Below are 22,318 nucleotides of genomic sequence, written 5' to 3'. Positions count from 1 at the left end.
GGATCAGGCTCCGTTTCGAATTCAGGAAAGCTGCAGGGCGTCGGCCGGGGCGATCACCCCGGACGGCGTGACGAGCTTGGTGGTGCCGCTGGCGGGGGACTGGACGCCGATGATGGTCGTCCACGCCGAGCTGGTCGCGTCAATCTGCCCCGACGCATCCTTGGCATTCACGGAAATTTTCAACGGCCCCGCGATCTGGTTGCCGTTTGCATCCTTGCCGTCGAAGGAGAAGGGAACATCGCCGGCCGCGACATTCGAAGCCGAGCCATTATAAACAACGTTGCCCGATCCATCGACCAGGCTGATGTTGACCTCATTCGCGTCCTTCGCCAGCGTGATCTTGCCGGCGAACGATCCGTTGGACAGTTCGGTCGCGCTATCGCCTTTGACGAGCGCCGACTTGCCGATCCAGCCCGCCGCGTCGCCGACCCGCGAGGCGGCGATGTCGCCGGCGATCGCCTTCAGCGAGGTGTTCATCTCGGCGATGCCGGTGGTGCTCGAAAATTGCGCCATCTGGGCGACCATCTGGGTGTTGTCGACCGGATTGAACGGATCCTGCGTCTGCATCTGCGTGGTCATCAGCTTCAGGAACGCCGACTGGTCGAGCGTCTTGCTGCCGGTGGTGGCCGTCTTGGCAGCCGCCGCGGAACTGGCGGTCGAGGACAGTCCGCTGAGAAAGCTATTGCCGGATGAAATCGTCATTTGCCGAACCTCAGAGTTTCGAGAGTGAGCGTCTTTGCGGTCTGCATGACCTGGACATTGTTCTGATACTGGCGCGCCGTTTCCATCATCTCGACCATCTCCGCCGCGCTATCGACGCCAGCTTCCCAGACATTCCCGTCCTTGTCCGCCTTGGGATTGTTGGGATCATGGCGCTTGGTCGGTTCGGTATTCGACGCGACGACGCTGTCGACCTTGACGGTCGCAACGCCAGGGCTGTCGGTCACCGAGGAGAATACCGGCTTGATGGCGCGAAAGGCTTGCGCCTTGCTGCTTGCGACCGAACCGGCATTGGCGAGATTCGACGCCGTAGTGTTCAGGCGCACCATCTGCGCGGACATCGCGCGTCCGGCGATATCAAAGACGGAGAGCGGACCGGCCACCTTATTCTCCCTTCAGCGCCTGCATCACCGTGCCCACGCGCCCTTCGAGGAAGGACAGGGTCGTGCGATATTTGATGGCATTTTCGGCAAACTGATTCTGCTCGGTCGACAGTTCGACGGTGTTGCCGTCCATCGATGTCTCGAGAGGCACGCGATAGCCGACGGCATCCTGCGCAGCCTGGTCGACCGACTTTCCGCTGTTGCCGGTAGCATCGGCGAGCGCCTTCGAAAAATCGATGTCGCGCGCCTTATAGTTGGGCGTCGCGGCGTTCGCGATATTGGAGGCAAGCATGGCGAGGCGCTGCGATCGGATCGCCAGCGCTGCACCATGTACTCCAAAAAGCGTGTCGGCCATTTTTCTGCGTCGTCCTTCTAAAGCTTTCCCGTTACCTGCCGTTACCATCGATGAACAGGTACGATGGCGGCGGCGTAGGTTCTTCACGAACGTACGAAGCAACTGCCGTGCCAAGTGCGAAAAAGCGGGCATATCCGGGCGAGAGCGACGGGTGGTGCTGCGCGTCCGGCAAGTTTTTGCCGGGGGCGGCAATATTTTGCCGGTCCCGATGACGGCCTGCATCCGCCTGGGGGAACGATGATCATTCTCGACCAGATTTCGCGCTATTTCGACCCCTTCGCCCTGTCGATCGTCGTGGGCGGCACCCTGCTGACCACCGCCGCGCGCTCGACCGTCGCCGATCTCGGTCGCGCCTGGCGTTCGCTGGGGCTCCTCTTCACCGCCGATCCGGAAGCCGATGCGCGCGCGGCGCGCGTATCGGTCAACCGGATCCGTGAACTCGCCGAAATTCGCAACGTGAGTTGCGCCGACCGCGTCGAAACCGCGCAGCGCTTTCTCGTGCGCGCCGCGCGCGCGCTATCCGATGCCAGGAATTCGCTCGAATTCAGCCGGTGGGCGAGCGACGAGATCGAAAGCCGCCGCAGCCGGGACCGCGCCACCATCGACGTCTGGCGCGGCATGGCGGATACCGCCCCCGCCATGGGCATGATCGGCACGATCATCGGATTGATCCAGATGTTCGCGGCGATGGACGATCCGGCGCGTGTAGGCCCGGCAATGGCGATCGCGATGCTCACGACCTTGTACGGCATCACCCTTTCGGCCGCGATCGCCGGGCCGATCGCGGGCCGGCTCGAACGGCTGTCGGCGGCCAAACTCGATTGGCAGGCTGCCGCGCTCAAACAGTTCGAACTGATCGCGCGTGCCGAATTCGATACGGTCCCGATAAAGCAGAAACCTGTGCTGCGTAACGTTGTATGAATGGTACGAACCCGCAGCGCTGGGTGCTGAGCTTCGCCGATCTGATCATGCTGCTGCTGGCCTTTTTCGTGCTCGTGCAGGCGCAGACCAGCGACCGTCTGAAAATGGCGGCCGGCATACGCGGCGCGTTCGGCGGGAATGCCGACGAGGCCGCGATCATCGGATTTCCCTCTGCCAGCCTGTTCGAACCGGGCGAGGCCGTTCTGAAGGATGATGCACGTATGCGCTTCGTGCGGATCGGCCGAGACGCCCGCGCCCACACCGCCCGCGTCATCGTCTCGGCGCAGGGCCGCGACAATGGCTCTGCACGGCTCGATTCGTGGGAGTTGGCTGCTGCGCGCACCGCCGCTGTTGGGCGGGCAATCCGGGCCGGCGGCATTACCGACGACATGATCGAGATCGCCATTCCACCCATGCGCGGCAGTGAATCGGCCGGCGGGCAGCGCATCAGCGTGCGGCAGATCCCGAAATGAGTGGCACGCTTATTGCTTAATGTTCTGGGTTAACCGGAGCCGAACCCATGAAAAGCGCGATCCCGATCCCCGCCATTGTCCTGACAATCCTGCTCCTTGCCACAACCGCACAAGCCCAGAATACCTTGCCGCCTGCACAGGATCTTGGCGAACTCGAGCAACTCGTCGTCACCCGGCTCGGCGCCGATATCGGCCAGCCCGGCGGCCCGATGATGCCGATCGACCGGCGCATGCGGCTGGCCGCCTGCCCCACCGGCATCGAAATCGATCCACCGACGATCGGCGCGGTTACGGTCCGTTGCACGACCGCCGGCTGGCGTCTGCGCGTACCGCTTACCCGGGTCGCCACGATCGCCGGCGCAGCTACCGCCTCGACAGCCGCGAGCCAGCCCGCAAAGGCGGATGTCCGCCGCGGCGATCCCGTCGAACTGATTGCGCAGGGCAAGGCATTTCAGGTCAGCATCGACGGAACCGCGATGGAAGACGGCTATATCGGCGGCCGCGTGCGGGTCTCACCGGCGGGGCACGGACAGACCTTGTTCGCCGAAGTCGTCGACGTCGGGAAAGTTCGGTTGGTCGGATTTAAATAATTCGTCAACATGTCGTTCTATAGGCTTAGAGGTGATATTCGGCCGAAGGGCCATTTTGGAAAGGTACCGTGATGATCAATGGGGTAGGCCCGAGCGTCCCGACCCGCATAGGTCAGGCAAAGGATGGCGGAAAGGTTGGCGCTGCGGCGGCGACATCCACCGTTTCCGCACCAACCGAAGAATCGCAGCCGGCGTCGCTGGTAACGGCACTGGCCGAGGCGGGACCGCCGATCGATGCGCAGAAGATTGCGGCGATCCGTTCGGCAATCGGCCAGGGCCGTTATCCGATCGATGCAAAGGCCATTGCAGCCCGGATGATCGCCCTCGATCTGCCGGGGAGCAGAGGTTGAGCGACGCCGTCATCGCCGATCTGATCGCGGCCGAAACCGCGATCATCGCGGCGCTCGACGCCGATGACATCGACGCGATCGAGGCTGCGCTGCCGTTGTTCGGCGATAGCGTCAAAAAGATGAAGACCGTCGGCACATGGCGGCAGACCCCAGGCATCGCCGATCGCCTGCTTCATGCACTGGCGCAGGCCGATGCGGCGCGCGTCCGCGTCCGATACCTCGCCGATCGCAATGTCCGACGGATGGACCTCCTCGCGACGGCGGCCGGCCGCTTCGATTGTACGCCCGCAACCTACGGACGGCCCTGATCGAGCGACAAGCATCCCACGCGAAGCCTTTCGAAAGCCCCGCCGGCCCCGTCCGGCGGGGCTTTTCGATTCAATGACATAGGCGCCACGGCGCAATCAATCTGGCACGACCTTTGCTTCTTTTGATCTGAAGACAGCCGAGGACGCCATGACCAAAATCGTTGCAACCAGCCCCCACCGCCCGGAAAACGGCCCGTTTTCGGGGAGCCTTTAACCTCATGGCGGCAAGCGCAGCTCTTAACCGCAAGGTCTGGCTGAGCGCCGGACGTGGTGCGATCCTGCCGATGGCAACCTTGATGCTGGTCGGCCTTATGGTGATCCCGATCCCGTCGGCACTGCTCGATATCGGCTTCATCGCCAACATCATGATCAGCCTGGCGGTACTGATGGTATCCCTCAATGCCGCACGGCCACTCGACTTCTCCTCCTTCCCGACCGTCCTGTTGTTCGCCACCCTGCTGCGACTGGCGCTCAACGTCGCCTCGACCCGCGTCGTCCTTGTCGACGGCCATACGGGCCCCGGCGCGGCGGGCCATGTAATCGAGGCATTCGGTCATTTCCTGATCGGCGGCGACTATGCCGTCGGCCTGTTCGTGTTCGGCATCTTGATGGTGATCAACCTCGTCGTGATCACCAAGGGCGCCGGCCGCGTCTCCGAAGTCTCGGCGCGCTTCACCCTTGACGCGATGCCCGGCAAGCAGATGGCGATCGACGCCGATCTCAATGCCGGCCTGCTGACCCCGGACGAAGCCAAGAAGCGCCGCCAGGATGTTGCCACCGAAGCCGATTTCTACGGATCGATGGACGGTGCATCCAAGTTCGTGAAGGGCGATGCCGTCGCCGGCGTGATGATCCTGATGATCAACATCCTCGGCGGCCTCGTGCTCGGTGTCGCCAGCCACCATTTGTCGCTGAGCGAAGCCGCCTCCACCTATATCATCCTGGCGATTGGCGACGCACTGGTTGCCCAGGTCCCCGCGTTGCTGCTGTCGATCGCCGCCGCCGCGATCGTTACCCGCGTCTCCTCTCCGCTCGATCTTTCGGGACAGATCACCAGCCAGTTCGCATCGTCGCGGACATGGACTCCTGTGGCCGGCATCCTCGGCATCCTCGGCCTGGTGCCGGGCATGCCGCATTTCCTGATTCTGAGCGCGACCGCCATCGCAGGCTTGCTCGCCTGGAAACTCCGCGGCGCCAAGCCTGTCGGAACCGAAATCGACGTCGTGGAGCAGGCGCCGGCCAACGTGCCGGCTCCCCACAGCATCGGATGGGATGAAGTGTCCGACGGCGCTGCGCTCGGCCTCGAACTCGGCTATGGGCTGGTCAGCCTGGTCGACGAGCGCAAGGGTGCACCGCTGATGGCGCGGATCACCGGCATTCGGCGCCAGCTGTCGCGCGAACTGGGCTTCGTCGTGCCGCTGGTTCGAGTCCGCGACAATCTGAGCCTCGCCCCCAATGCCTATCGCATCACCGTGGCCGGCGTGATCATGGGCGAGGACGAGGCCTGGCCCGACGAGTTGCTCGCGCTCGACAGCGGCGATCTGACCGATCGGGTCTCCGGCCGCGAGGTGCGCGATCCGAGCTTCGGCCTGGAAGCGGTCTGGATCACCCCGGAAAAGCGCAGCGAGGCGATCGTTTCGGGCTATACGGTGGTCGATCCGGCAACCGTGGTCGCCACGCATCTCAATCAGGTGATCGCCGCCAGCGCCGCCGATCTGTTCGGCATGGACGAGGCGCAGCACATGCTCGATGCCTTGAAGGAAATCGCACCCCAGCTCGTGAGCGGCCTGACGCCGCAACCGTTGTCGCTGGCGCAGATCGCCGCCGCCTGCCGGTCCCTGCTCGCCGAGGGCGTTCCGCTCAAGGATTTCCGCCGTATCGCCGAAGCGATGGTCGACGCCGCCGCGCAGAGCAACGACTCGGCGGCGCTCGTCGAGAATATCCGGTCGCGAATCGGTGCGCTCATCGTCCAGACTTTGGTCCCGGTAAAGATGCCTTTGCAGGTCATCACCCTCGACGCCGGCCTTGAATCTTTATTGGCGCAGGCCGTGCGCGCGAGCCCGGGCGCGGCGCATCCGTTCGAGCCGGCGCTCGCAAACCGCATTGTTTCCGCGGTTTCCGAGGCTTCCGCGCCGCTCGTGAACAGCGCAACCCGCTTCGCAATCGTCACGTCGCCGATCGCCCGTCGGCCTTTGGCAAGACTTCTTAAACCACATTTGCCGGAAACTCCGGTCATGTCGTTCCTCGAGATCCCCGACGGCAAGGCAGTCGAAGTCGCCGCCGTCGTCGGTGGCGGACCTTCGCAGGGCAATAATGCCGCGCTCGCGCGGCCCATGGAGATGGCGCAATGAGCTTCGTCTGGCCCGAAACCCGTTCACCGGTCGGCCCTTCCCTCACCCTGCCGCACGCGCGACGCAGCGCGCGCGTAATCAGCATCGCCTGCGGTCATAGCGGTGTCGGCAAGACCACCGTCGCAGCCAACCTGTCGCTCGCGCTGTCGCAGATGCGCCGCCGCGCGATGCTTGTCGATTGCGATCCCGGCCCCGGCGATGCCACCCGCGGGCTGGGCATCAACGGGCGGGAATCGATCGACGATGTGATCAGCGGTCGGCTCACCGTCGACCAGATTGTGGTCGACGGCCCCGACGCGCTGTTCGTGGTTCCCGCCGGCCCCGCCGACGGGCGCCGCCGGGAGATTGATATGGTCGCCCGGCTTAAACTGGCCGATGCATTTCGCGTCCATCGCAACTCGCTCGACTTCGTCGTCGTCGATACGCCCGGCAAGGCGGATCCTGATACGCTTGACATGGTAGCTTCTTCAGACCTGCCGATCGTGATCCTTTGCCCGCAAAGCGACTATTTCATGGAAGCCTATGCAACCGTGAAGCTGCTGTCGCTCGACCATGAGGTGGCGGATATCGCCATCGTCGCCAACCGGATCGAAGGGGAGGCGATGGGCCGCGACCTGTTCCGGCGCTTCGCCGATGTCAGCAAACGTTTCCTCGGCAGTACGCGGCTCAGCTATCTCGGCGGCATTCCCGACGACGAGCATATCCGCTCCGCGGCGCTTCGGCGGCGCTGCGTCGTCGATCAGCATCCCCATGCGCGCGCGGCGCAAGCGATCACCGCTCTCGCACGGACGGTCAACACGATGGCGATCGTGGCGGCGCCGGGCGGTGACAGTTTCTTTGGCCTGGAGGCAATCACCCATGCTCGCTGATGCAAGGGATCCGATCCACACATATTCGCGCAAGCCAGCCAGGCCAAAGTCGGAAGATCTGATCCGCAGCCATATGCAGCTCGTTCGCAAGATCGCGTGGCATGTCCATGGGCGGATGTCGTCGGCGATCGATGTGGAGGACCTGTGCCAGATCGGCATGATCGCCCTCGTCGAGGCCGCCAACGGCTATGAAGATCGTGGCCATGCCTTTTCGACCTATGCGTCGATGCGGATCCGCGGAGCGATGATCGACCATCTTCGCCGCCATGCGATGATGTGCCGTTCGGCGATGACCAAACGCCGCCAGTTGATGAAGGCGAAATCGGACTTCGAAAAGCGCAACGGGCGCACACCCAGTGAGTCCGAACTGGCCCATGCGATGGGGCTCGACGGCGCCGCGCTTCGTGCGTTGATCGACGACAGTGCAGCGATCCATCAGGATTCCCTCGACGAAGTCTATTCCGACCAGTCGATGTGGTTCGCCGATGTCGAGGACCGGATCGATCAGACGATCGAGCGAAGCGAATTGCAGGAAGCCCTGGCCGCCCATATTTCCGATTTGCCCGAGCGCGAGGCAATCGTGCTCCAGCTCTATTTCGTCGAAGAGATGAACCTCGAGGAAATCGGCCAGACGATCGGGGTCGGCGCCGCGCGCGTCTGCCAGATCAAGAAGCAGGCTCTCGACAAATTGCGCGGATCACTGGCGGCGTGGCGGTAGCATCGATCTTTGCGCGGACAGCGTCCCCTCGATCCGCGTGACCTTCATGCCGATCGCCGCGAGGCCTTCGGCGAGTTGCGCATTGCCCTCATGAACCATCTTCAGGATTTCGATATCCGGCCCGCGCTTGGCCATATCGTTGCGGATCCCATCCATCGCATTGTGCAGATCGTCGCGCGTCGCCACCGAGGTTGACGCCGCAGCCTGCTGACGCCGCAGCAATTCGAGCTGCCGCGCACGAATGACGTCCAGATCGCGCACCAGCTTTCCGACTTCGGTCATCTGCTGCTGGCGCTCGCGCGCATCGGCGACGATCAGCGACGCCCCGGCGATCGTGCGGCTCGCGACAATCAATCCGATCATCGACAGAAGGCTGGAAAATACACCGAGCACGACGGCCACGATCGGCAGGAAGCGCAATCGCGGCGGCAAGACCTCCGCAATCGGGGCGACCGGGACCACAGCGGGTGGCGCTGCTTGGGGCGCCGGAGCTGGAGCGGGCGCGGGTTCGAATGCCGGCTGCGTAAAACTTATCTCGGCCATGCTGGCGTTAAGCGCGGCTTCAAGATCATCCATGACCGCAATATTGCTTGCGGAGGCGGCCGTATCGGCGGCCATCTCAGCCAGGGTTGCAGCGGCCATGGCTTCAAGGGGATCGAGCCCGTCGTCGATGCTGATCGCGAACGAAGCCGGCGTGACGCCGATGCCATCCGCCTTTTTGGGAAGTTCGCTCTGGAGTTCGTCCAGCGCCCTGAGCGCCGCATCGAAACCGCTGTCGCCACCCGAAGCCGAAGCTGCGTCCATCCCGTCTTCCATAGATATCGGTTAAGAAAGGTCGGAAGGCCCCCGACGCGGGGGAAACATGCGCCGGGGGCCGACCAGACGGCTGAGGTGTTTAGGCCGTCTTAACGGAGAAGGCTGAGCACGCCCTGCTGGCTCTGATTAGCCTGGGCGAGCATCGCCGTCGAAGCCTGGCTGAGGATCTGCGCCTTGGCGAGGTTGGTCGACTCCTGCGAGAAATCGGCATCCTCGATCCGCGAACGCGCGTCGCTGAGGTTGTTGGAATTGGCCGTCAGCACGTTGACGGTTGCGTCGAGGCGGTTCTGCGTCGCACCGAGACCGGCACGGACCGAGTTAACCTGGGTGAGAGCGGCGTCCGCTGCGGTGATCGTCAGCGCAGCATTGGCAGCGGTGTCGACTTTGATTGTCGAGACATAAGCCGCAGCAACCTTGTCGAGACCACCGACCGAAATCGTGGTCGTGTCGCCAGCGTTCACGCCAGTCTGGATGTCGAAGCTCGTCGCGATCGAGGTTGCGCTGAACAGGGTGTTGCCGTTGAAGCTGGTGCTCGACACAACATTCGCCATCTGGGCCTGGAGCGACGAAACTTCGGTCTGCAGGTTGGCGCGATCCGAAGACTGATAGGTGCCGCTCGATGCCTGGACGGCCAGTTCGCGAACACGCTGGATCATGTTACCGACTTCGCCGAGCGCACCTTCCGCCGTCTGCGCCAGCGAGTTGCCGTCATTGGCGTTGCGGATGGCGACGTTCATGCCCTTGATCGACGAGGTCATCGAGGATGCAATGGCCAGGCCGGCAGCATCGTCCTTCGCGCTGTTGATGCGCTTGCCGCTCGACAGGCGCTCCATCGCGGTGCTGAGCTGCTGGGATGCCATGCGGCTGCTGTTCTGCGCGCGCAGCGACGAAACGTTGGTGTTGATGACAGTCATTGGGTCGTTCCTTTCCGGTTCGTTCGGCGTGCCGGTTGATCGACCGTCCTCGCCACGTTCCGGGTAACGACCCCTCTGAAAGATGCTTAAGTTACAAAGATGGTTACCAAATGATGGAGGCCCCCGGCGTTTAAATCACCATTCGCGGGGGGCCCCAATCGGCCGTCAATTCGGGCTTACTGGAGAAGCTTCAGCACGCCCTGCTGGCTCTGGTTCGCCTGGGCGAGCATCGCCGTCGAAGCCTGGGCCAGGATCTGCGCCTTGGCGAGGTTCGTCGATTCCTGGGAGAAATCGGCATCCTCAATCCGCGAGCGCGCGTCGCTGAGATTGTTCTGGTTCGCGGTCAGCACATTGACGATCGCATCAAGGCGGTTCTGGGTCGCACCGAGACCGGCCCGAACCGAGTTGACCTGGGTCAGCGCATCATCGGCCGCCGTGATCGCCAGTGCGGCGTTGGCTGCGGTATCGACCTTGATCGTCGAAATGCCGGCAGCCGTAACCTTGTCGAGCCCGCCGACCGCGATGGTCGTCGTATCGCCCGCATTGACGCCGGTCTGGATGTCGAACGAGGTTGCGACGCTGGTGGCGCTGAACAGTGTGTTGCCGTTGAACTTCGAATTGGTGATGATCGAAGTCATCTGCGCCTGCACTGTCGCGACTTCGGTCTGAACATTGAGACGATCCGAAGCCTGGTAGGTACCGCTCGATGCCTGAACCGCCAGTTCGCGGAGGCGCTGCAGCATGTTGCTGACTTCGCCAAGCGCACCTTCTGCCGTCTGCGCCAAAGAGTTGCCGTCATTCGCGTTGCGGATGGCAACCGCCATGCCCTTGATCGAAGACGTCATCGACGATGCGATGGCGAGTCCGGCGGCGTCGTCTTTCGAGCTGTTGATGCGCTTGCCGCTCGACAGACGCTCCATCGCAGTCTCCTGCATCATGACAGCCATGCGGTTGCTGTTCTGGGCGCGAAGCGAAGAAATGTTGGTGTTGATTACGGTCATGTGATCGTTTCCTTCTCGATCGTATCGGCGCCTCGGCTGCATGCCGTTCTCGCCACGGTCCAATTAACGACCGTGCTTACCGTTGCTTTAACCAGAAAAATTCACAGCCCGTTTTTCATGTTCCTTAGCCACGTTTTCGGCGTCCCCGTTCCCGCGCACGACGCCCCCGCACGTGGGCCGGCGCATACGCACATATGCGGGGGCGCGGGTCGCGCGGTCTATTAAGCATTTCGTAGGATTCGAAACCTATTGTCATTTCTCAGGAAATCGGCCCGAGACTGCATCGGGATCCGCCTTTCACGAGGAACGCGATGAACGGGATCGGGATCAGCGAAAAGGCACAGATCGCCCACCCAGCGCTTAACGGCTGGCTGGTCGGCGCAGGCATCGCAACGTCAACGATCGATCCCGCCGCGCCATCCGCCAGCCGCGACGATATCCGCCTTCTTCACATCAGCGAACAATCACATGCCCGCCAACGCGATATCCTCACCGACTTCGCGCCCGGCGCGCCGTGCTTCGTGCCCGCAACGATCGGCCGCCCGACGGTGGTGCGCTTCGGTTTCGACGACATGGCGTTCGGCCATGCGCTGATTGCCGAGCTCGTCCGTCCCGTCGGCACGCCCGCTTGCGGCGAACCTGAAAGCGCAACCTTCCTGAAGATGGCCAGCCGCATCGCCAGCCGCGATGCCACCGTGCTGCTTCTGGGCGAGACCGGCACGGGCAAGGAAGGCATGGCCCGCTACATCCACGCCGCCAGCGCTCGCGCCGCCAAGCCTTTCGTCGCGGTCAATTGCGCAGCGTTGCCCGAAACCATGCTCGAAGCGATGTTGTTCGGCCACCAAAAGGGCGCATTTACCGGCGCCAGCGGATCCGGCGAAGGTCTGTTCAGGTCGGCCGAGGGCGGTACGCTCCTTCTCGACGAAATTGCCGAACTGCCGCTGGCGCTCCAGGCAAAGCTGCTGCGCGCGCTCCAGGAGCGCGAAGTGCTTCCGGTCGGCGCCACCCGCCCCGTGCAGGTCGACGTCCGCATCATCGCCGCCGCCAATCGCGATCTGGCAGCCGAAGTTGCTGCAGGGCGGTTCCGCGCCGATCTTTACTGGCGGCTCAATGTCATGCCGATTGCGATGAAGCCACTTCACCAGCGTCGGCAGGATATCCGGGCGATCACCGCTGCTTTGCTGCTCCGCCACATGGCGGCCGACGAAGCGTTTGCTTGGCCGACCGCCAATGCGCTTGATCGACTGATGGCGCATAGCTGGCCGGGCAATGTCCGCGAACTCGAAAACGTGCTGCAACGGGCACTGCTGATGCATGACGGGGATCGCATCGAAGCTGAAGACCTCTCGATTGAAACGCATCTCGCCGTGTCCATATTCCAGATGACGGCAGTTGCCCCGGAACCGACGCCGATCATCGATGCACCGATCCGCCTCGACGATGCCAGACGCGCCTCACAGGCCCGTGCGATCGAGGAAGCCTTGGCGGCAACGGGCGGCCACCGCCTGCGCGCCGCCGAGCGCCTCGGCATTTCCGAGCGTACTTTGCGCTACCGGCTCGCTGATCTGCGGACGGCTGCGGCATGAGTACGATCAACACCAGCAACCTGCTGGCGATGCGCAATGCGATCCTCCAGCAGAATTCGGCGCTGCAAAAGGCGGCCGCCGCCCCTGCTCCGTCACCGATCGCCGGGGTCGGCGCCGCCGGAAGCGCAACCGCTGCGCCATCGGGAAATTTCGCCACCGCGATGCGCGGCGCGCTGACCGAGGTCAACAACCAGCAGGCCAAGGCGTCGAGCATCACCGAATCCTACGAGCGCGGTGAAACGACCGATATTGCTGCAGTCATGCTGCAGCGGGAACAGGCCAATGTCGGGTTCCAGGCGACCCTGCAGGTCCGCAACAAACTCCTGTCCGCCTATAAGGACATCATGAGCATGCCGGTATAATCGATGGCTGATATCGCCCTTGCCCCGCAGGATCCGAATCGCGATCTGCCTGCAACCATCCGCCCGAACCCGTTCGGTACGGCATCGCTACTTGAGCGGGTACGTGGATTCGTCGGCCAGCAAGCAGTCCAGCGCAGCCTGCCGATGATCGGCCTGATCGCGCTGCTGGGCGCAGCCGCCATGCTATGGATGACGATGTCGGGCGCGCCGCAGCGCGACCTGTTCAATGGCCTTGCCGATGCCGACAAAGGCGCGGTGGCGGATGCCCTGAAAGCCGCCAATATTCCTTATCAGATCAATCGCGACACCGGTTCGCTCTCCGTCCCGGAAACCAGTTTCTATCAGGCAAGAATGCTGCTCGCGCAGCAGGGCCTGCCCAAGGCAGCGCCCGATGGCGACGCGATGATCAGTTCGTTGCCGCTGGGTGCCAGCCGCGCGGTGGAGGGCGAGAAGCTGCGCTCGGCACGCGATCTCGACCTCGCCCGCACGATCGAAGCGATCGACGCGGTCGAAAATGCGAAAATCCACATCGCCGCCGAACAGCCCAGCGTATTCCTGCGCGACCAGTCCAAACCGACGGCATCGGTCATGCTGCGCCTGCGACCGGGCCGCACCCTGTCCGACATGCAAGTGCAGGCAATCGTCCATCTGGTCGCGTCCTCCGTTCCGGGGCTCGCGCCCGATGGCATTTCGGTGGTCGATCAGTCCGGCCGCTTGCTTTCGGCAGCCGGCAACGATCCGATCAGCGAAGCATCCGCACGCCAGGTCGAAATTCAGTCGAAAATAGAACAGCGTTATATGAACTCGCTGAACAAGATGCTGACGCCGATCATCGGCCCCGGCAATTTCACCGCCGAGGTCCATGCCGACATGGATTTCACCGAAAGCCAGGCGACCCGCGAAAGCTATCCGAAGGACACCGCGGTGGTCCGTGCCGAACAGGGCGGCTGGACCGCGAACAAAGCCGGCGAAGCCAGCGGAATTCCCGGCGCGCTTTCGAACCAGCCGCCGGCGGCGAGTCAGGTGACGGCAGCTCCGAACCAGACGGTTCCCGCGAACCCCGGCACCACCGCAGCCGCCGATCAGGGCAAGACATCGGAAACCTTCAACCGCACATTCGAACTCGGCCGTGAGGTTTCGGTGACACGCAGCCCGGTCGGCTCCGTCCGCCGCCTGTCGGTCGCCGTGGCGCTCCGCGAGGGCAGCCGCAAGTTCAGCCGCGCCGAAATCGCGTCGATCGAAACCCTGGTACGCGGCGCAGTTGGCGCCGATCAGGCCCGCGGCGACGTCGTCGCCATCTCGGCTCGAAGCTTCGCTGTCTCGCCCGACGAGATCGTGGCACCGAATTGGTGGGAGGCGAGCTGGGTATCAACGTTGGCGCGCAATCTCTCGGCGCTGCTGGTCGTTGCACTGCTGATCTTCGGTATCGCCCGGCCACTCTTCAAACGCCGCGCCGCGATGCTTGAGGAACGTTCCACCACCGTCCAGGCTGCACTCTCGACACGGAGCATTCCGGCCAATGTCAGCCCGGCGGTACGCGGCGAAATCGCGGCAGCGCTTGCCAATGAAGCACTGCGCGATTCGAGCAAGACGGTGACGCTGGACATGATTGAAGCGACGCCGGGCTATACCAATCGGGCCGAGCTCATTCGCAATTTCGTACGGCAGGATCCCAATCGCGCGGCATTGGTCGTACGCGATCTGATCCGTGCTGACATGCCGGGGGCAGACGACGACAATGGCTGATGACGGCGCAGATTCACCCTCACCGTCCGGCAGCCAGACCGCGGCGATCCTGCTGATGCTCTTGGGCGAGGAAGAAGCCGCCACGGTACTGAGCCGGCTGGAACCCGATGAAGTTCAGCACCTGGGCGGCGCGATGTTCGGCGTTGCCAACGTCTCCGAAACCGAAATCGACAGCGTGTTCGACGTCTTCGTTGATCGGGCGAGAGCGCGAACCACGCTCGGCTTCGCAGCCGACCGGCAGATCAAGGGCATGATGCACAAGGCGCTGGGCGCCGAGAAGGCCGACAAGGTTCTTCAGCGGATCACCCCGGTCAAGCATGTCAGCGTCCTCGAGGGCCTGAAATGGATGGATGCGCGCACCATCGCCAATCTGATCGAGAACGAACATCCGCAAATCGCAGCGCTCGTACTGGCATTTCTCGATCCGGCGGTCGCAGCGGAAGTGCTGGCACTGCTGCCGGAAGATGTGCAGGCCGATCTCGTCTATCGCGTAGCGACATTGGGGCCGGTGACGGAAACCGCCTTGCTGGAGCTCGAGGAACTGCTGAGCCGCCCGACCACGACATCGGCCTCGGCATCGACGACCCGCCGCGGCGGCGCGACCGACGCCGCCAAGATCGTCAACAATTCGCGCAAGGCCGCGGAGACACGGATCATCAAGGCGCTGCAGAAGCTCGACAAGACTCTGGCGCGCACGATCGAGGAAGAGATGTTCATCTTCGACAATCTGATGAGTGTCGACGACAAGAATCTTGGCACCCTGCTTCGCGCGATCGACAGCGACACGATGGTTGTCGCGCTCAAAGGTGCCGACGAGCGGCTCCGCCAGAAGATTTTCAGCTGCATGTCTTCACGCGCAGCCCAATCGATCCAGGACGAAATCGCCGACCGCGGGCCAATGCGGCTGGCCGATGTGCAGGAAGCGCAGAAGTCGATGCTGTCGATTGCGCGCAAACTGGCGGCGGAAGGCACGATCAACCTTGGCGGCAAGAGTGACGATTATGTCTGAGCTCTGGGAGACCGATCTGCTCGGCGATGCGGTTGCGGTCGGCGCATGGGCAAGACCCGCCGCTTCCGGCCAGTTCACACCATGGGCCGGCGGCGGTCATCCGCAACGTCGCGCCAGCGACCACGTCGATTTCACCCCACGCGCATCGGCTGCCCCCCAGCCGACGGACGGCGAACCGATCGACATCGAGGCCATCCGCGCCGAAGCCTTCGCCGAAGGGTTCGAGCGCGGGCGTGAGACGATCGCGATGGAAATGTCCGGCGAACGCGCCGCGCTGGCGAAGCTGATCCGTTCGGCCGAAGCGCTGCAGCCCGAAAATCACGGCGCACTGGCGACGATCCTGGCGGAGACGGTGACCCGCCTCGTCCGGCAGGTTGTCGGCGAAGTGCAGATCGACACCGAAACCTTGCGCGCCCGTGCCGAAGCCGTGGCCGAGTTGGTCACCGCCGAAGCGGGCCCTGCCCGATTGCGCCTCCACCCCGACGATGTCGCCCGCCTGTCCTATTTCGATTTCGGCGTCCCGATCGCGTCCGATCATCACCTTCAGCCCGGCACGATCATGCTCGAAACCGCCGAAGGGTGGATCGAGGATGGCCCCCAGGTTCGGATCGCGCGGCTGCGCACCCAGCTCGATTCGATGGGGCTGCCACGTTGACCGGCACGATCGCGCGCGCCGCCGCTGCCATGCTGGACGGCATTTCGCTCGATACGGTGGGGCCGCGCCGGATCGGACGGCTCGCTGCTTATGACGGGCTCATGCTCGAGGCGACGGGCTTTCCCGTACCGGTCGGATCGAACGCGCGGGTGATTGACGCCGATGGCCATGCGGCGCTTGCCGAAGTGGTGGGCTTCCGCGGCAACCGCACCCTGCTGATGGCGCTCGACGCCGATGCGCCGCACGGCGCGGGTGCCCGGGTTGAGCCCGACAAGCGCAGCGGCGCCGTCGATGTGGGTCAAGCCTTGCTCGGGCGCGTGATGGATGCGCTCGGCAGTCCGCTCGACGGGCTCGGACCGATATCGACCAATGAGCGTTGGCCGCTGGCGGGCAAGCGCGGTAATCCGCTCGACCGCGCCCGCGTGACCGAGCCGTTCGACATGGGCGTGCGCGCAATCAATGCGCTGCTGACCGCCGGCGTCGGCCAGCGCATTGCCATCGCCGCCGGATCGGGCGTGGGCAAATCGGTATTGATGGGCCAGATGATCGCGGGCGCGGACGCCGATGTGATCGTCGTCGGACTTGTCGGCGAGCGCAGCCGTGAGGTCAGCGACTTTCTGGCGACCAAACTTTCGGGGCACGCCCGCGCGAAAAGCGTCGTCGTCGCCGTACCCGCCGATCACCCCCCTTTGCTGCGGCTGCGCGCGGCAATGCGCGCAACCGCGATCGCCGAATATTTCCGGAGTCTCGGCAAGCGTGTGCTGCTGCTGATCGACAGTCTCACCCGCGTCGCCCATGCCCAACGCGAGATCGGTTTGTCGCTCGGCGAGCCGCCAACGATGAAGGGTTATCCACCGTCCGCGCTTGGCCTGATTCCCCGCCTGATCGAGCGCGCGGGGGTTGATGCCCATTCGCACGGATCGATCACCGCCATTTACACCGTGCTCGCTGACGGCGATGATACCGACGATCCGATCGTCGATACGGCACGCGCAATCGTGGATGGCCATATCATTTTGTCGCGGAGCCTGGCCGAACAGGGCGTGTTCCCGGCGATCGACATCGGCAAATCGCTGAGCCGCGTGATGAACGACATAATCGCGCCGGAGCATTTGCAGGCCGCGCAGATCTTCCGCCGCTTATGGTCGGTCTATGAAGAGAATCGCGACCTGATCCTGATGGGTGCCTATCGCGCCGGCAGCGATCCGATCGTCGATGTCGCGATCGCGCGGCACGACCAGATCCTCGAATTTATCTCGCAGGGCCAGACCGAGCATGTCGACTATGCCAGCGCTGTCGAGGCCGTCATCGCAGGCTTTGGCGGATGAAAGCGGTCGTCGCCAGACGCGCCCGCGTCACGCGCGTGCGTCGCGCTCAGCACCTGCTGGCCGCCGCTGATGCGGCGGTTGCCGCGGACAAGGTGACGCAACTCGAAGCCAACGCAGCGAAACTCGCATCGCTGCGCGATAGCCTGTCGGTTGGCGGCGGCGCCACCACCGGTGCGGTGCTTAGCAATCGCGGCGAGCTTGCCGCCCGGCTCGACCGGATTCGCGATGGGTTGACCGACGCCATCGTTGGCGCACAGGCATCCGCACGCGAGGCAGCCGGCCAGCGCCTGGAAGCGCGGCAGAAGCAGGAAAGCGCCGAAAAACTGGACGGCCAGGCCGTGCAGGCCCTGGCGGCCTGGCTCGAGGCCAGACGCGCAGTGCCCTTTCGCCGCAAGGTTGCCCGTTATGATCAGGAGGACCAGGGATGACGATCAATTTGGCGGCGATCAGCCCTATGCCCGCGCCTTCGGTTCCGGCGGTTCAGGCCGGCCCGCAAGGCGCGCCGGCGCGGAACGGCACTCTTCCCCCATTGACGAACTTTGCCAAAGTCCTGGAGCACCGGCAGGCGGACCGGAGCGATCCGGAATCGGCCTCGGACAATCGATCGGGCGCTGATTCGACCGATCATTCGAGCGACCTCGCCGGAGACCCCGCGCCGTCGATCGCGGCCTCTCCGATGGCCGATCCGGTTCCACCCGCCCCGGCCGCTACGGCTGATGCCATGGCCGCCGCGGCCGAGCAGGGCGTGACGGCGGTGCTGGCGCTGATCGGTAGCGTAACAACAGCGGTGCAGCCCGCGAGCGCCGGCGAATCGGCCACGCCTGTTATTCGATCGATAGCGGCCGCGACCACGCCGGGCTTGCCAGCCGTGCCCCTCCCCACCGGACCGATATTTGCGCCGATCGGCCAGTTGCCATCGATGACTGGTACCGCCACAAATATCGACGGAGTGCCCGCCACGTCGGCGGCTCCAACATCACCGATTGCCAACCCGCCATCTTCAACGGCGGACGGGCCGGCCGCACAGCAGGATGTCGCCACCTTGATGGCCGGCCTGCGCGCGGCCTTTGCCAAGCCGCTCCAGTCACAAGCGAGAGCGCCGATGGCACCCGGCAAAACCGCTTCGGCATCGGATGAGTCCGCGGCACCGCCAGGATCGGGCCTGGACCTCCCGGAGATACCATTGTCATCCACCGACTCCCTGACGGCCGCCCCCACGTCGGGTGCCGCGGCCAATGGCATGCCGACAAGCGACGGCAAGGTAATTCAAATCGTTGATATCTCGACTGCCGATGCTCGACCGAACGCGGGCCCCAACGCCATGCCGGTTATCAACGACAAGCCGTTGCCGACCAGCGATGGCCGCGAGACTCTGGTCACCGACGTCCCGATTACTGATGCCGAACCGATTGCCGATGCCAACGCCATGCCGGCTATCGACGACAAGGGGCTTCCGCTCAACGACGGTAAACCACGTCCACCCGTCAACGCTGCGATGGCGCAGACCGTCGCTGACAAGGCGATACCGAACCTCGCACCGACAGCCCAACTCCCCGCTGCCCTGGCACAACACCCGGCCGTGGCAGCGCAATCCGAGATGCCGCCGCCATCGCATGCCTCGTCCTCCGATGACGTTTCCGCTGCCCCCGGCCCGAAACATGCCCGTGCCGATACCGCCTCTCCGGTACTCGACGCCGTCACCCTGACCAAGGCCGACGCTCGGCTCGATACCAGCACGCCATCGGCGATCGGCCAACCGCACGCGACGCAAATATCGTCGAACGATGCCACCGCTTCTGTCGCCCCTGGCCCGACCCAGGCCGAGCAGAGCATGACCCGGCATCTCGATCTTGCTCGCGACAATCAGTGGCTCGATCGTCTGGCACACGACATCACACAGGCCGCGACCGCCAACGGGCACTTGAAATTTCAGCTCAACCCCGAGCATCTCGGATCATTGCAGGTGGAGATCGCCAACAGTGCAGCCGGAACATCGGTACGGATGACCGCCGACAATGATGCGGCGCGTACCATTCTTGTCGATGCGCAGCCGCGGCTGATTGCCGAGGTTCGGGCCCAAGGTCTGCGGATCGCCGAATCGCATGTCGATCTCGGAAGTCAGACAGGATCCGGCGGCGCCGCAGGCGGTCAGCGCCAGTCGTCAGAAGATCATAAACCTTTTGTGCGTACACAGGCAGCTACTCGCGCCCAAACACCTGATTCGCCGCCGCCCGCCGACGACGAACTTTATGCCTGAACCAGGATCTGAACGATGAGCAGTGCCACCGCCGAAGCCCAGCCCAAGAAGAAGGGCAAGATGAAGGGGATTTTGCTTGGTGCTGTCGGCGCGCTCGTGCTGCTCGCCGGCGGTGTTGGCGCAGGCCTCTACGCGGCAGGTGCCGGACTGGTCGGAGGCGCGCATAAGGATGCGCCGAAGGAAGACCCCAACATGCCCAAGCTGGTGCTGAAGGAGGGGGAAAAGGCAGCAGCCAGCGGCGAAGCCAAGCCTTCCGCCCCTACCGGCATCGAAAGCGAACAATCGCCCGATCCATCCAAATATAAAGCGAGCTATTACACGTTCGACCAACCGTTCACGGCCAATCTGCGCGATTCAGACAGTTTCGCCCAGATTGGCGTGGCCGCCGCGACATTTTACGACGCCAAGGTCATCGACAATATCAAGAATAACGAAATGCCGATCCGATCGGCGATCCTGATGACGATTGCCCAGCAGGATTCATTCGCAATCACCACGCCCGAAGGCAAGCTGAAGCTCCAAAAGGATCTGAAGGATGCGATGAACGGCGTCCTGCGGCAGCGCGAAGGCTTTGGCGGGGTCGACAATGTCTATTTCACCAGCATGGTCATCCAATAATCGATCGATGTTCCAAACGCCTGCACAAGCGCGATAATTTGTTAACCACCACGTCCTATCATATCGGTTGCCGGCTCTCCCGCCGGCCCGGACAGATCAGGGCTTATTCACCAGAATGACGCGCGCCAGTTCCAGTCTCTCGGGCGATGAAGTCGCCGCGCTAATGGATGAACTCAGCGGCATTTCGTTGGGCGACGACGCCTCCGCCGACGTCAGCAACGTGGTTCCGTTCACCCTCGGTCAGAAGAAAGACCGCCCCACCGCCGATCTTGCGCTGATCGAACGCATGAACGAGCGGCTTGGCCGGCGAATGCGCGACATGATCGAGCCGATCGCCCAGGCACGCGCGCAGATCGAGGCGCATCCGCTCGAGACCCGGCGGTTCGATGAATGGCAACGCAACCAACCTGATTTCATGAGCCTCAGCCTGTTTCGGATCCGGCCCGCCAAGGGCACGTTGATGATCTCGATCGAGCCAGCCTTCATTTCCAACATGGTCGACGCCTTTTACGGCGGTACGAGCGGCGGCACCGCCACCAAATCGGGCGAGTTCACGCCGTCCGAAGAGCGGCTGCTGAACCGGCTGACCAAGGGCATCACCGAGATATTGGAGCGTAGCTGGAGCGAATTCTATCCGCTCCAATTCCAGCCGATGGCGCATGAGACCAACCCGATTTTCGCCAGCATGATGCGCGGTGATGAAGGCGTTGTGGTCCAGCGCTTTTCGATCAAGCCGGGCATCACCCGCTCGACCCGCATCGAGATTCTTTATCCGCTGTCGATGCTCCAGCCGATCGAAGACGAACTCACCTCGCGGATCCACCGCGACACCGATGCCGATGCCGGCGAATGGCGGGACAAGCTGGCAGCCGCGCTCGAAAATGTCGCGCTGCCCGTGCGCAGCGTGCTCGCCCGGCCGGAGATGACGGTCGCGCAACTGCTCGCGCTGAAGCCGGGCGATGTAATTCCCATCAACCTTTCGTCGACCGTGCCCCTGCTCGTCGGCAACCGCCGATTCGCCGAAGGCACGATCGGGGAGCAGGAAGGGCGCGCGGCAATGATGATCGACACCATAGGCAAGGGTCTGTTGAAATGAGCGACATGTCCGATGTTTCCGCCTTCGGCGCAGACCTGAGCACCCGCAGCAATTATCGGCTGCTGCAGGATATTCCGCTGCGCCTGTCGGTCGAGGTCGGCAGCACGTCGCTGCGACTCGCCGATCTGATGGACCTCAATTCGGGCAGTGTCGTCGAACTCGATCGGCAATCGAACGAACTGCTCGACATCCTCGTCAACGGCACCCTCGTCGCCAAGGGCGAGGTAGTGACAGTGAACGGCAAATTCGGGATAAGGGTGGTCGATGTGGTCGCCACCGATGCGCGGCTGTCGGGGATAGAACGCCGCTCATGATGTTCGATTATATTTTACGATTGCTGCTGCTGGTGCCGCTGGTCGGCGGGCTGGCGTTCGGTTCTTTATGGCTGTGGCGCAAGCTGCAGCCCGGCGTCGCGATGGGCCAGCGGGTGCGCGCGATCAAGGTGATCGATGCGGTGCCAATCGGTGCGACCGGCCGGCTGGCCGTGGTCGAATTCGCCAACAAGCGCATTCTCATCGCCGTCTCGCGCGGCCGGATTGAGAAACTCGCCGAAGCGCCGGGCGACGGTGTGTTCGTGATGCCCGACGAAGATTGATCTTCTTATCCCCTCCCTGTTCTTCTTTCGCCCCTCCCTTTTAGGGAGGGGAAGGGGGTGGGTAATGACTGAGGTGGCTCGATGCCACTGAAGTCATGTCTTGGTTCGAGGTCGGACGCTCGCCTACGGCTCGCGACCCACCCCTGTATCCCCTCCCTTGGCGGGGAGGGGAAGTGGCTCACGCCAGAGCGCTCACGCTTCCGCTGTTCTTCCTTAACGCCGCCAATACGGTGGCGACGATCGTTTCGGCATCGAGGCCGGCATCGGCATATTGCTTTTCGGGTTTGTCATGATCCT

26 protein-coding genes are annotated in these 22,318 nt (G+C 63.6%); 20 read left to right on the top strand and 6 right to left on the bottom strand.

The annotated features are described in order from the left end of the window. Window positions 1-21: 21 nt before the first annotated feature. Genes BLS13_RS15145 through flgB form a run of 3 tightly spaced genes read right to left on the bottom strand, consistent with a single transcriptional unit; the run spans window position 22 to window position 1,458 of the window. On the bottom strand, window positions 22-702 hold the full coding sequence (locus tag BLS13_RS15145) for a flagellar hook assembly protein FlgD (protein WP_093453385.1): 681 nt from the start codon (window positions 700-702) through the stop codon (window positions 22-24). Next, the gene (flgC, locus tag BLS13_RS15140) at window positions 699-1,103 is read right to left on the bottom strand and encodes a flagellar basal body rod protein FlgC (protein WP_093453384.1); all 405 of its coding nucleotides are present in this window, start codon (window positions 1,101-1,103) and stop codon (window positions 699-701) included. The genes BLS13_RS15145 and flgC overlap by 4 nt, the downstream gene beginning before the upstream one ends. Window position 1,104: 1 nt before the next feature. Continuing rightward, a complete protein-coding gene (gene flgB, locus BLS13_RS15135) occupies window positions 1,105-1,458 on the bottom strand; it encodes a flagellar basal body rod protein FlgB (protein WP_093453383.1) in 354 nt (117 codons plus the stop codon). Window positions 1,459-1,695: 237 nt separating this feature from the next. On the opposite strand from flgB, the gene BLS13_RS15130 reads away from it, so the two are divergent. The 8 genes from BLS13_RS15130 to BLS13_RS15095 all read left to right on the top strand — a co-directional run bounded on the left by BLS13_RS15130 (window position 1,696) and on the right by BLS13_RS15095 (window position 8,038). Further along, window positions 1,696-2,379, top strand: coding sequence for a motility protein A (locus BLS13_RS15130; RefSeq protein ID WP_093453382.1), 684 nt, complete (start codon window positions 1,696-1,698; stop codon window positions 2,377-2,379). After that, window positions 2,376-2,852 (top strand): OmpA/MotB family protein, encoded by a 477-nt coding sequence (locus tag BLS13_RS15125; protein ID WP_093453381.1) that lies wholly within the window; start codon window positions 2,376-2,378, stop codon window positions 2,850-2,852. Before BLS13_RS15130 ends, BLS13_RS15125 begins: the two co-directional genes overlap by 4 nt. Window positions 2,853-2,899: 47 nt before the next feature. Then, window positions 2,900-3,442: a flagella basal body P-ring formation protein FlgA gene (locus tag BLS13_RS15120; RefSeq protein ID WP_093453380.1), complete on the top strand. Its 543-nt coding sequence runs from the start codon at window positions 2,900-2,902 to the stop codon at window positions 3,440-3,442. A 71-nt stretch (window positions 3,443-3,513) separates the two neighbouring features. Then, window positions 3,514-3,792 (top strand): flagellar biosynthesis anti-sigma factor FlgM, encoded by a 279-nt coding sequence (gene flgM / locus BLS13_RS15115; RefSeq protein ID WP_093453379.1) that lies wholly within the window; start codon window positions 3,514-3,516, stop codon window positions 3,790-3,792. Continuing rightward, complete coding sequence (locus BLS13_RS15110; RefSeq protein ID WP_093453378.1) at window positions 3,789-4,100, top strand: hypothetical protein; 312 nt, start codon at window positions 3,789-3,791, stop codon at window positions 4,098-4,100. Before flgM ends, BLS13_RS15110 begins: the two co-directional genes overlap by 4 nt. Before the next feature lie 218 nt (window positions 4,101-4,318). Then, window positions 4,319-6,451, top strand: coding sequence for a flagellar biosynthesis protein FlhA (flhA, locus tag BLS13_RS15105; protein WP_093453376.1), 2,133 nt, complete (start codon window positions 4,319-4,321; stop codon window positions 6,449-6,451). Beyond that, entirely contained in the window at window positions 6,448-7,320 is an 873-nt protein-coding gene (locus tag BLS13_RS15100; RefSeq protein WP_093453375.1) for a MinD/ParA family ATP-binding protein, read from the top strand. The genes flhA and BLS13_RS15100 overlap by 4 nt, the downstream gene beginning before the upstream one ends. Next, the gene (locus tag BLS13_RS15095; RefSeq protein ID WP_093453373.1) at window positions 7,310-8,038 is read left to right on the top strand and encodes a sigma-70 family RNA polymerase sigma factor; all 729 of its coding nucleotides are present in this window, start codon (window positions 7,310-7,312) and stop codon (window positions 8,036-8,038) included. The genes BLS13_RS15100 and BLS13_RS15095 overlap by 11 nt, the downstream gene beginning before the upstream one ends. On the opposite strand, the gene BLS13_RS15090 is transcribed toward BLS13_RS15095, so the two are convergent. The 3 genes from BLS13_RS15090 to BLS13_RS15080 all read right to left on the bottom strand — a co-directional run bounded on the left by BLS13_RS15090 (window position 8,018) and on the right by BLS13_RS15080 (window position 10,769). Further along, complete coding sequence (locus BLS13_RS15090; protein WP_143011972.1) at window positions 8,018-8,842, bottom strand: hypothetical protein; 825 nt, start codon at window positions 8,840-8,842, stop codon at window positions 8,018-8,020. The genes BLS13_RS15095 and BLS13_RS15090 overlap by 21 nt on opposite strands. A 101-nt stretch (window positions 8,843-8,943) precedes the next feature. Next, window positions 8,944-9,768 (bottom strand): flagellin N-terminal helical domain-containing protein, encoded by an 825-nt coding sequence (locus BLS13_RS15085; RefSeq protein ID WP_093453370.1) that lies wholly within the window; start codon window positions 9,766-9,768, stop codon window positions 8,944-8,946. A gap of 176 nt (window positions 9,769-9,944) precedes the next feature. Next, on the bottom strand, window positions 9,945-10,769 hold the full coding sequence (locus BLS13_RS15080) for a flagellin N-terminal helical domain-containing protein (protein ID WP_093453368.1): 825 nt from the start codon (window positions 10,767-10,769) through the stop codon (window positions 9,945-9,947). Between the two features lie 311 nt (window positions 10,770-11,080). Between BLS13_RS15080 and BLS13_RS15075 the strand changes: the two genes are divergently transcribed. From BLS13_RS15075 to BLS13_RS15020, 12 genes are all read left to right on the top strand, one after another. Beyond that, on the top strand, window positions 11,081-12,355 hold the full coding sequence (locus BLS13_RS15075) for a sigma-54 interaction domain-containing protein (RefSeq protein WP_093453367.1): 1,275 nt from the start codon (window positions 11,081-11,083) through the stop codon (window positions 12,353-12,355). Then, a complete protein-coding gene (fliE, locus tag BLS13_RS15070) occupies window positions 12,352-12,717 on the top strand; it encodes a flagellar hook-basal body complex protein FliE (RefSeq protein WP_093453365.1) in 366 nt (121 codons plus the stop codon). Before BLS13_RS15075 ends, fliE begins: the two co-directional genes overlap by 4 nt. Window positions 12,718-12,720: 3 nt before the next feature. Next, a complete protein-coding gene (gene fliF / locus BLS13_RS15065; protein WP_093453364.1) occupies window positions 12,721-14,463 on the top strand; it encodes a flagellar basal-body MS-ring/collar protein FliF in 1,743 nt (580 codons plus the stop codon). After that, complete coding sequence (gene fliG / locus BLS13_RS15060; RefSeq protein ID WP_093453362.1) at window positions 14,456-15,472, top strand: flagellar motor switch protein FliG; 1,017 nt, start codon at window positions 14,456-14,458, stop codon at window positions 15,470-15,472. The genes fliF and fliG overlap by 8 nt, the downstream gene beginning before the upstream one ends. After that, a complete protein-coding gene (locus BLS13_RS15055; protein ID WP_093453361.1) occupies window positions 15,465-16,127 on the top strand; it encodes a FliH/SctL family protein in 663 nt (220 codons plus the stop codon). Before fliG ends, BLS13_RS15055 begins: the two co-directional genes overlap by 8 nt. 29 nt (window positions 16,128-16,156) lie before the next feature. Next, window positions 16,157-17,455 carry a FliI/YscN family ATPase gene (locus BLS13_RS15050; RefSeq protein ID WP_093453518.1) on the top strand — a complete coding sequence of 433 codons (1,299 nt, stop codon included), beginning with the start codon at window positions 16,157-16,159 and terminating at the stop codon, window positions 17,453-17,455. After that, complete coding sequence (locus tag BLS13_RS15045; RefSeq protein ID WP_093453359.1) at window positions 17,452-17,883, top strand: hypothetical protein; 432 nt, start codon at window positions 17,452-17,454, stop codon at window positions 17,881-17,883. Before BLS13_RS15050 ends, BLS13_RS15045 begins: the two co-directional genes overlap by 4 nt. Next, a complete protein-coding gene (locus tag BLS13_RS15040; protein ID WP_093453358.1) occupies window positions 17,880-19,712 on the top strand; it encodes a flagellar hook-length control protein FliK in 1,833 nt (610 codons plus the stop codon). The genes BLS13_RS15045 and BLS13_RS15040 overlap by 4 nt, the downstream gene beginning before the upstream one ends. Before the next feature lie 15 nt (window positions 19,713-19,727). Next, complete coding sequence (locus tag BLS13_RS15035; RefSeq protein WP_093453356.1) at window positions 19,728-20,330, top strand: flagellar basal body-associated FliL family protein; 603 nt, start codon at window positions 19,728-19,730, stop codon at window positions 20,328-20,330. Between the two features lie 115 nt (window positions 20,331-20,445). Further along, complete coding sequence (gene fliM / locus BLS13_RS15030) at window positions 20,446-21,426, top strand: flagellar motor switch protein FliM (RefSeq protein ID WP_093453355.1); 981 nt, start codon at window positions 20,446-20,448, stop codon at window positions 21,424-21,426. Then, on the top strand, window positions 21,423-21,740 hold the full coding sequence (gene fliN / locus BLS13_RS15025; protein WP_037523555.1) for a flagellar motor switch protein FliN: 318 nt from the start codon (window positions 21,423-21,425) through the stop codon (window positions 21,738-21,740). The genes fliM and fliN overlap by 4 nt, the downstream gene beginning before the upstream one ends. Next, window positions 21,737-22,021, top strand: coding sequence for a flagellar biosynthetic protein FliO (locus BLS13_RS15020; RefSeq protein ID WP_093453353.1), 285 nt, complete (start codon window positions 21,737-21,739; stop codon window positions 22,019-22,021). The genes fliN and BLS13_RS15020 overlap by 4 nt, the downstream gene beginning before the upstream one ends. The last annotated feature ends 297 nt before the right edge of the window (window positions 22,022-22,318 follow it).

This window comes from Sphingomonas sp. YR710 (genome assembly GCF_900101455.1).
Classification (GTDB): domain Bacteria; phylum Pseudomonadota; class Alphaproteobacteria; order Sphingomonadales; family Sphingomonadaceae; genus Rhizorhabdus.
This window is presented reverse-complemented; position numbering and strand designations above follow the sequence as displayed.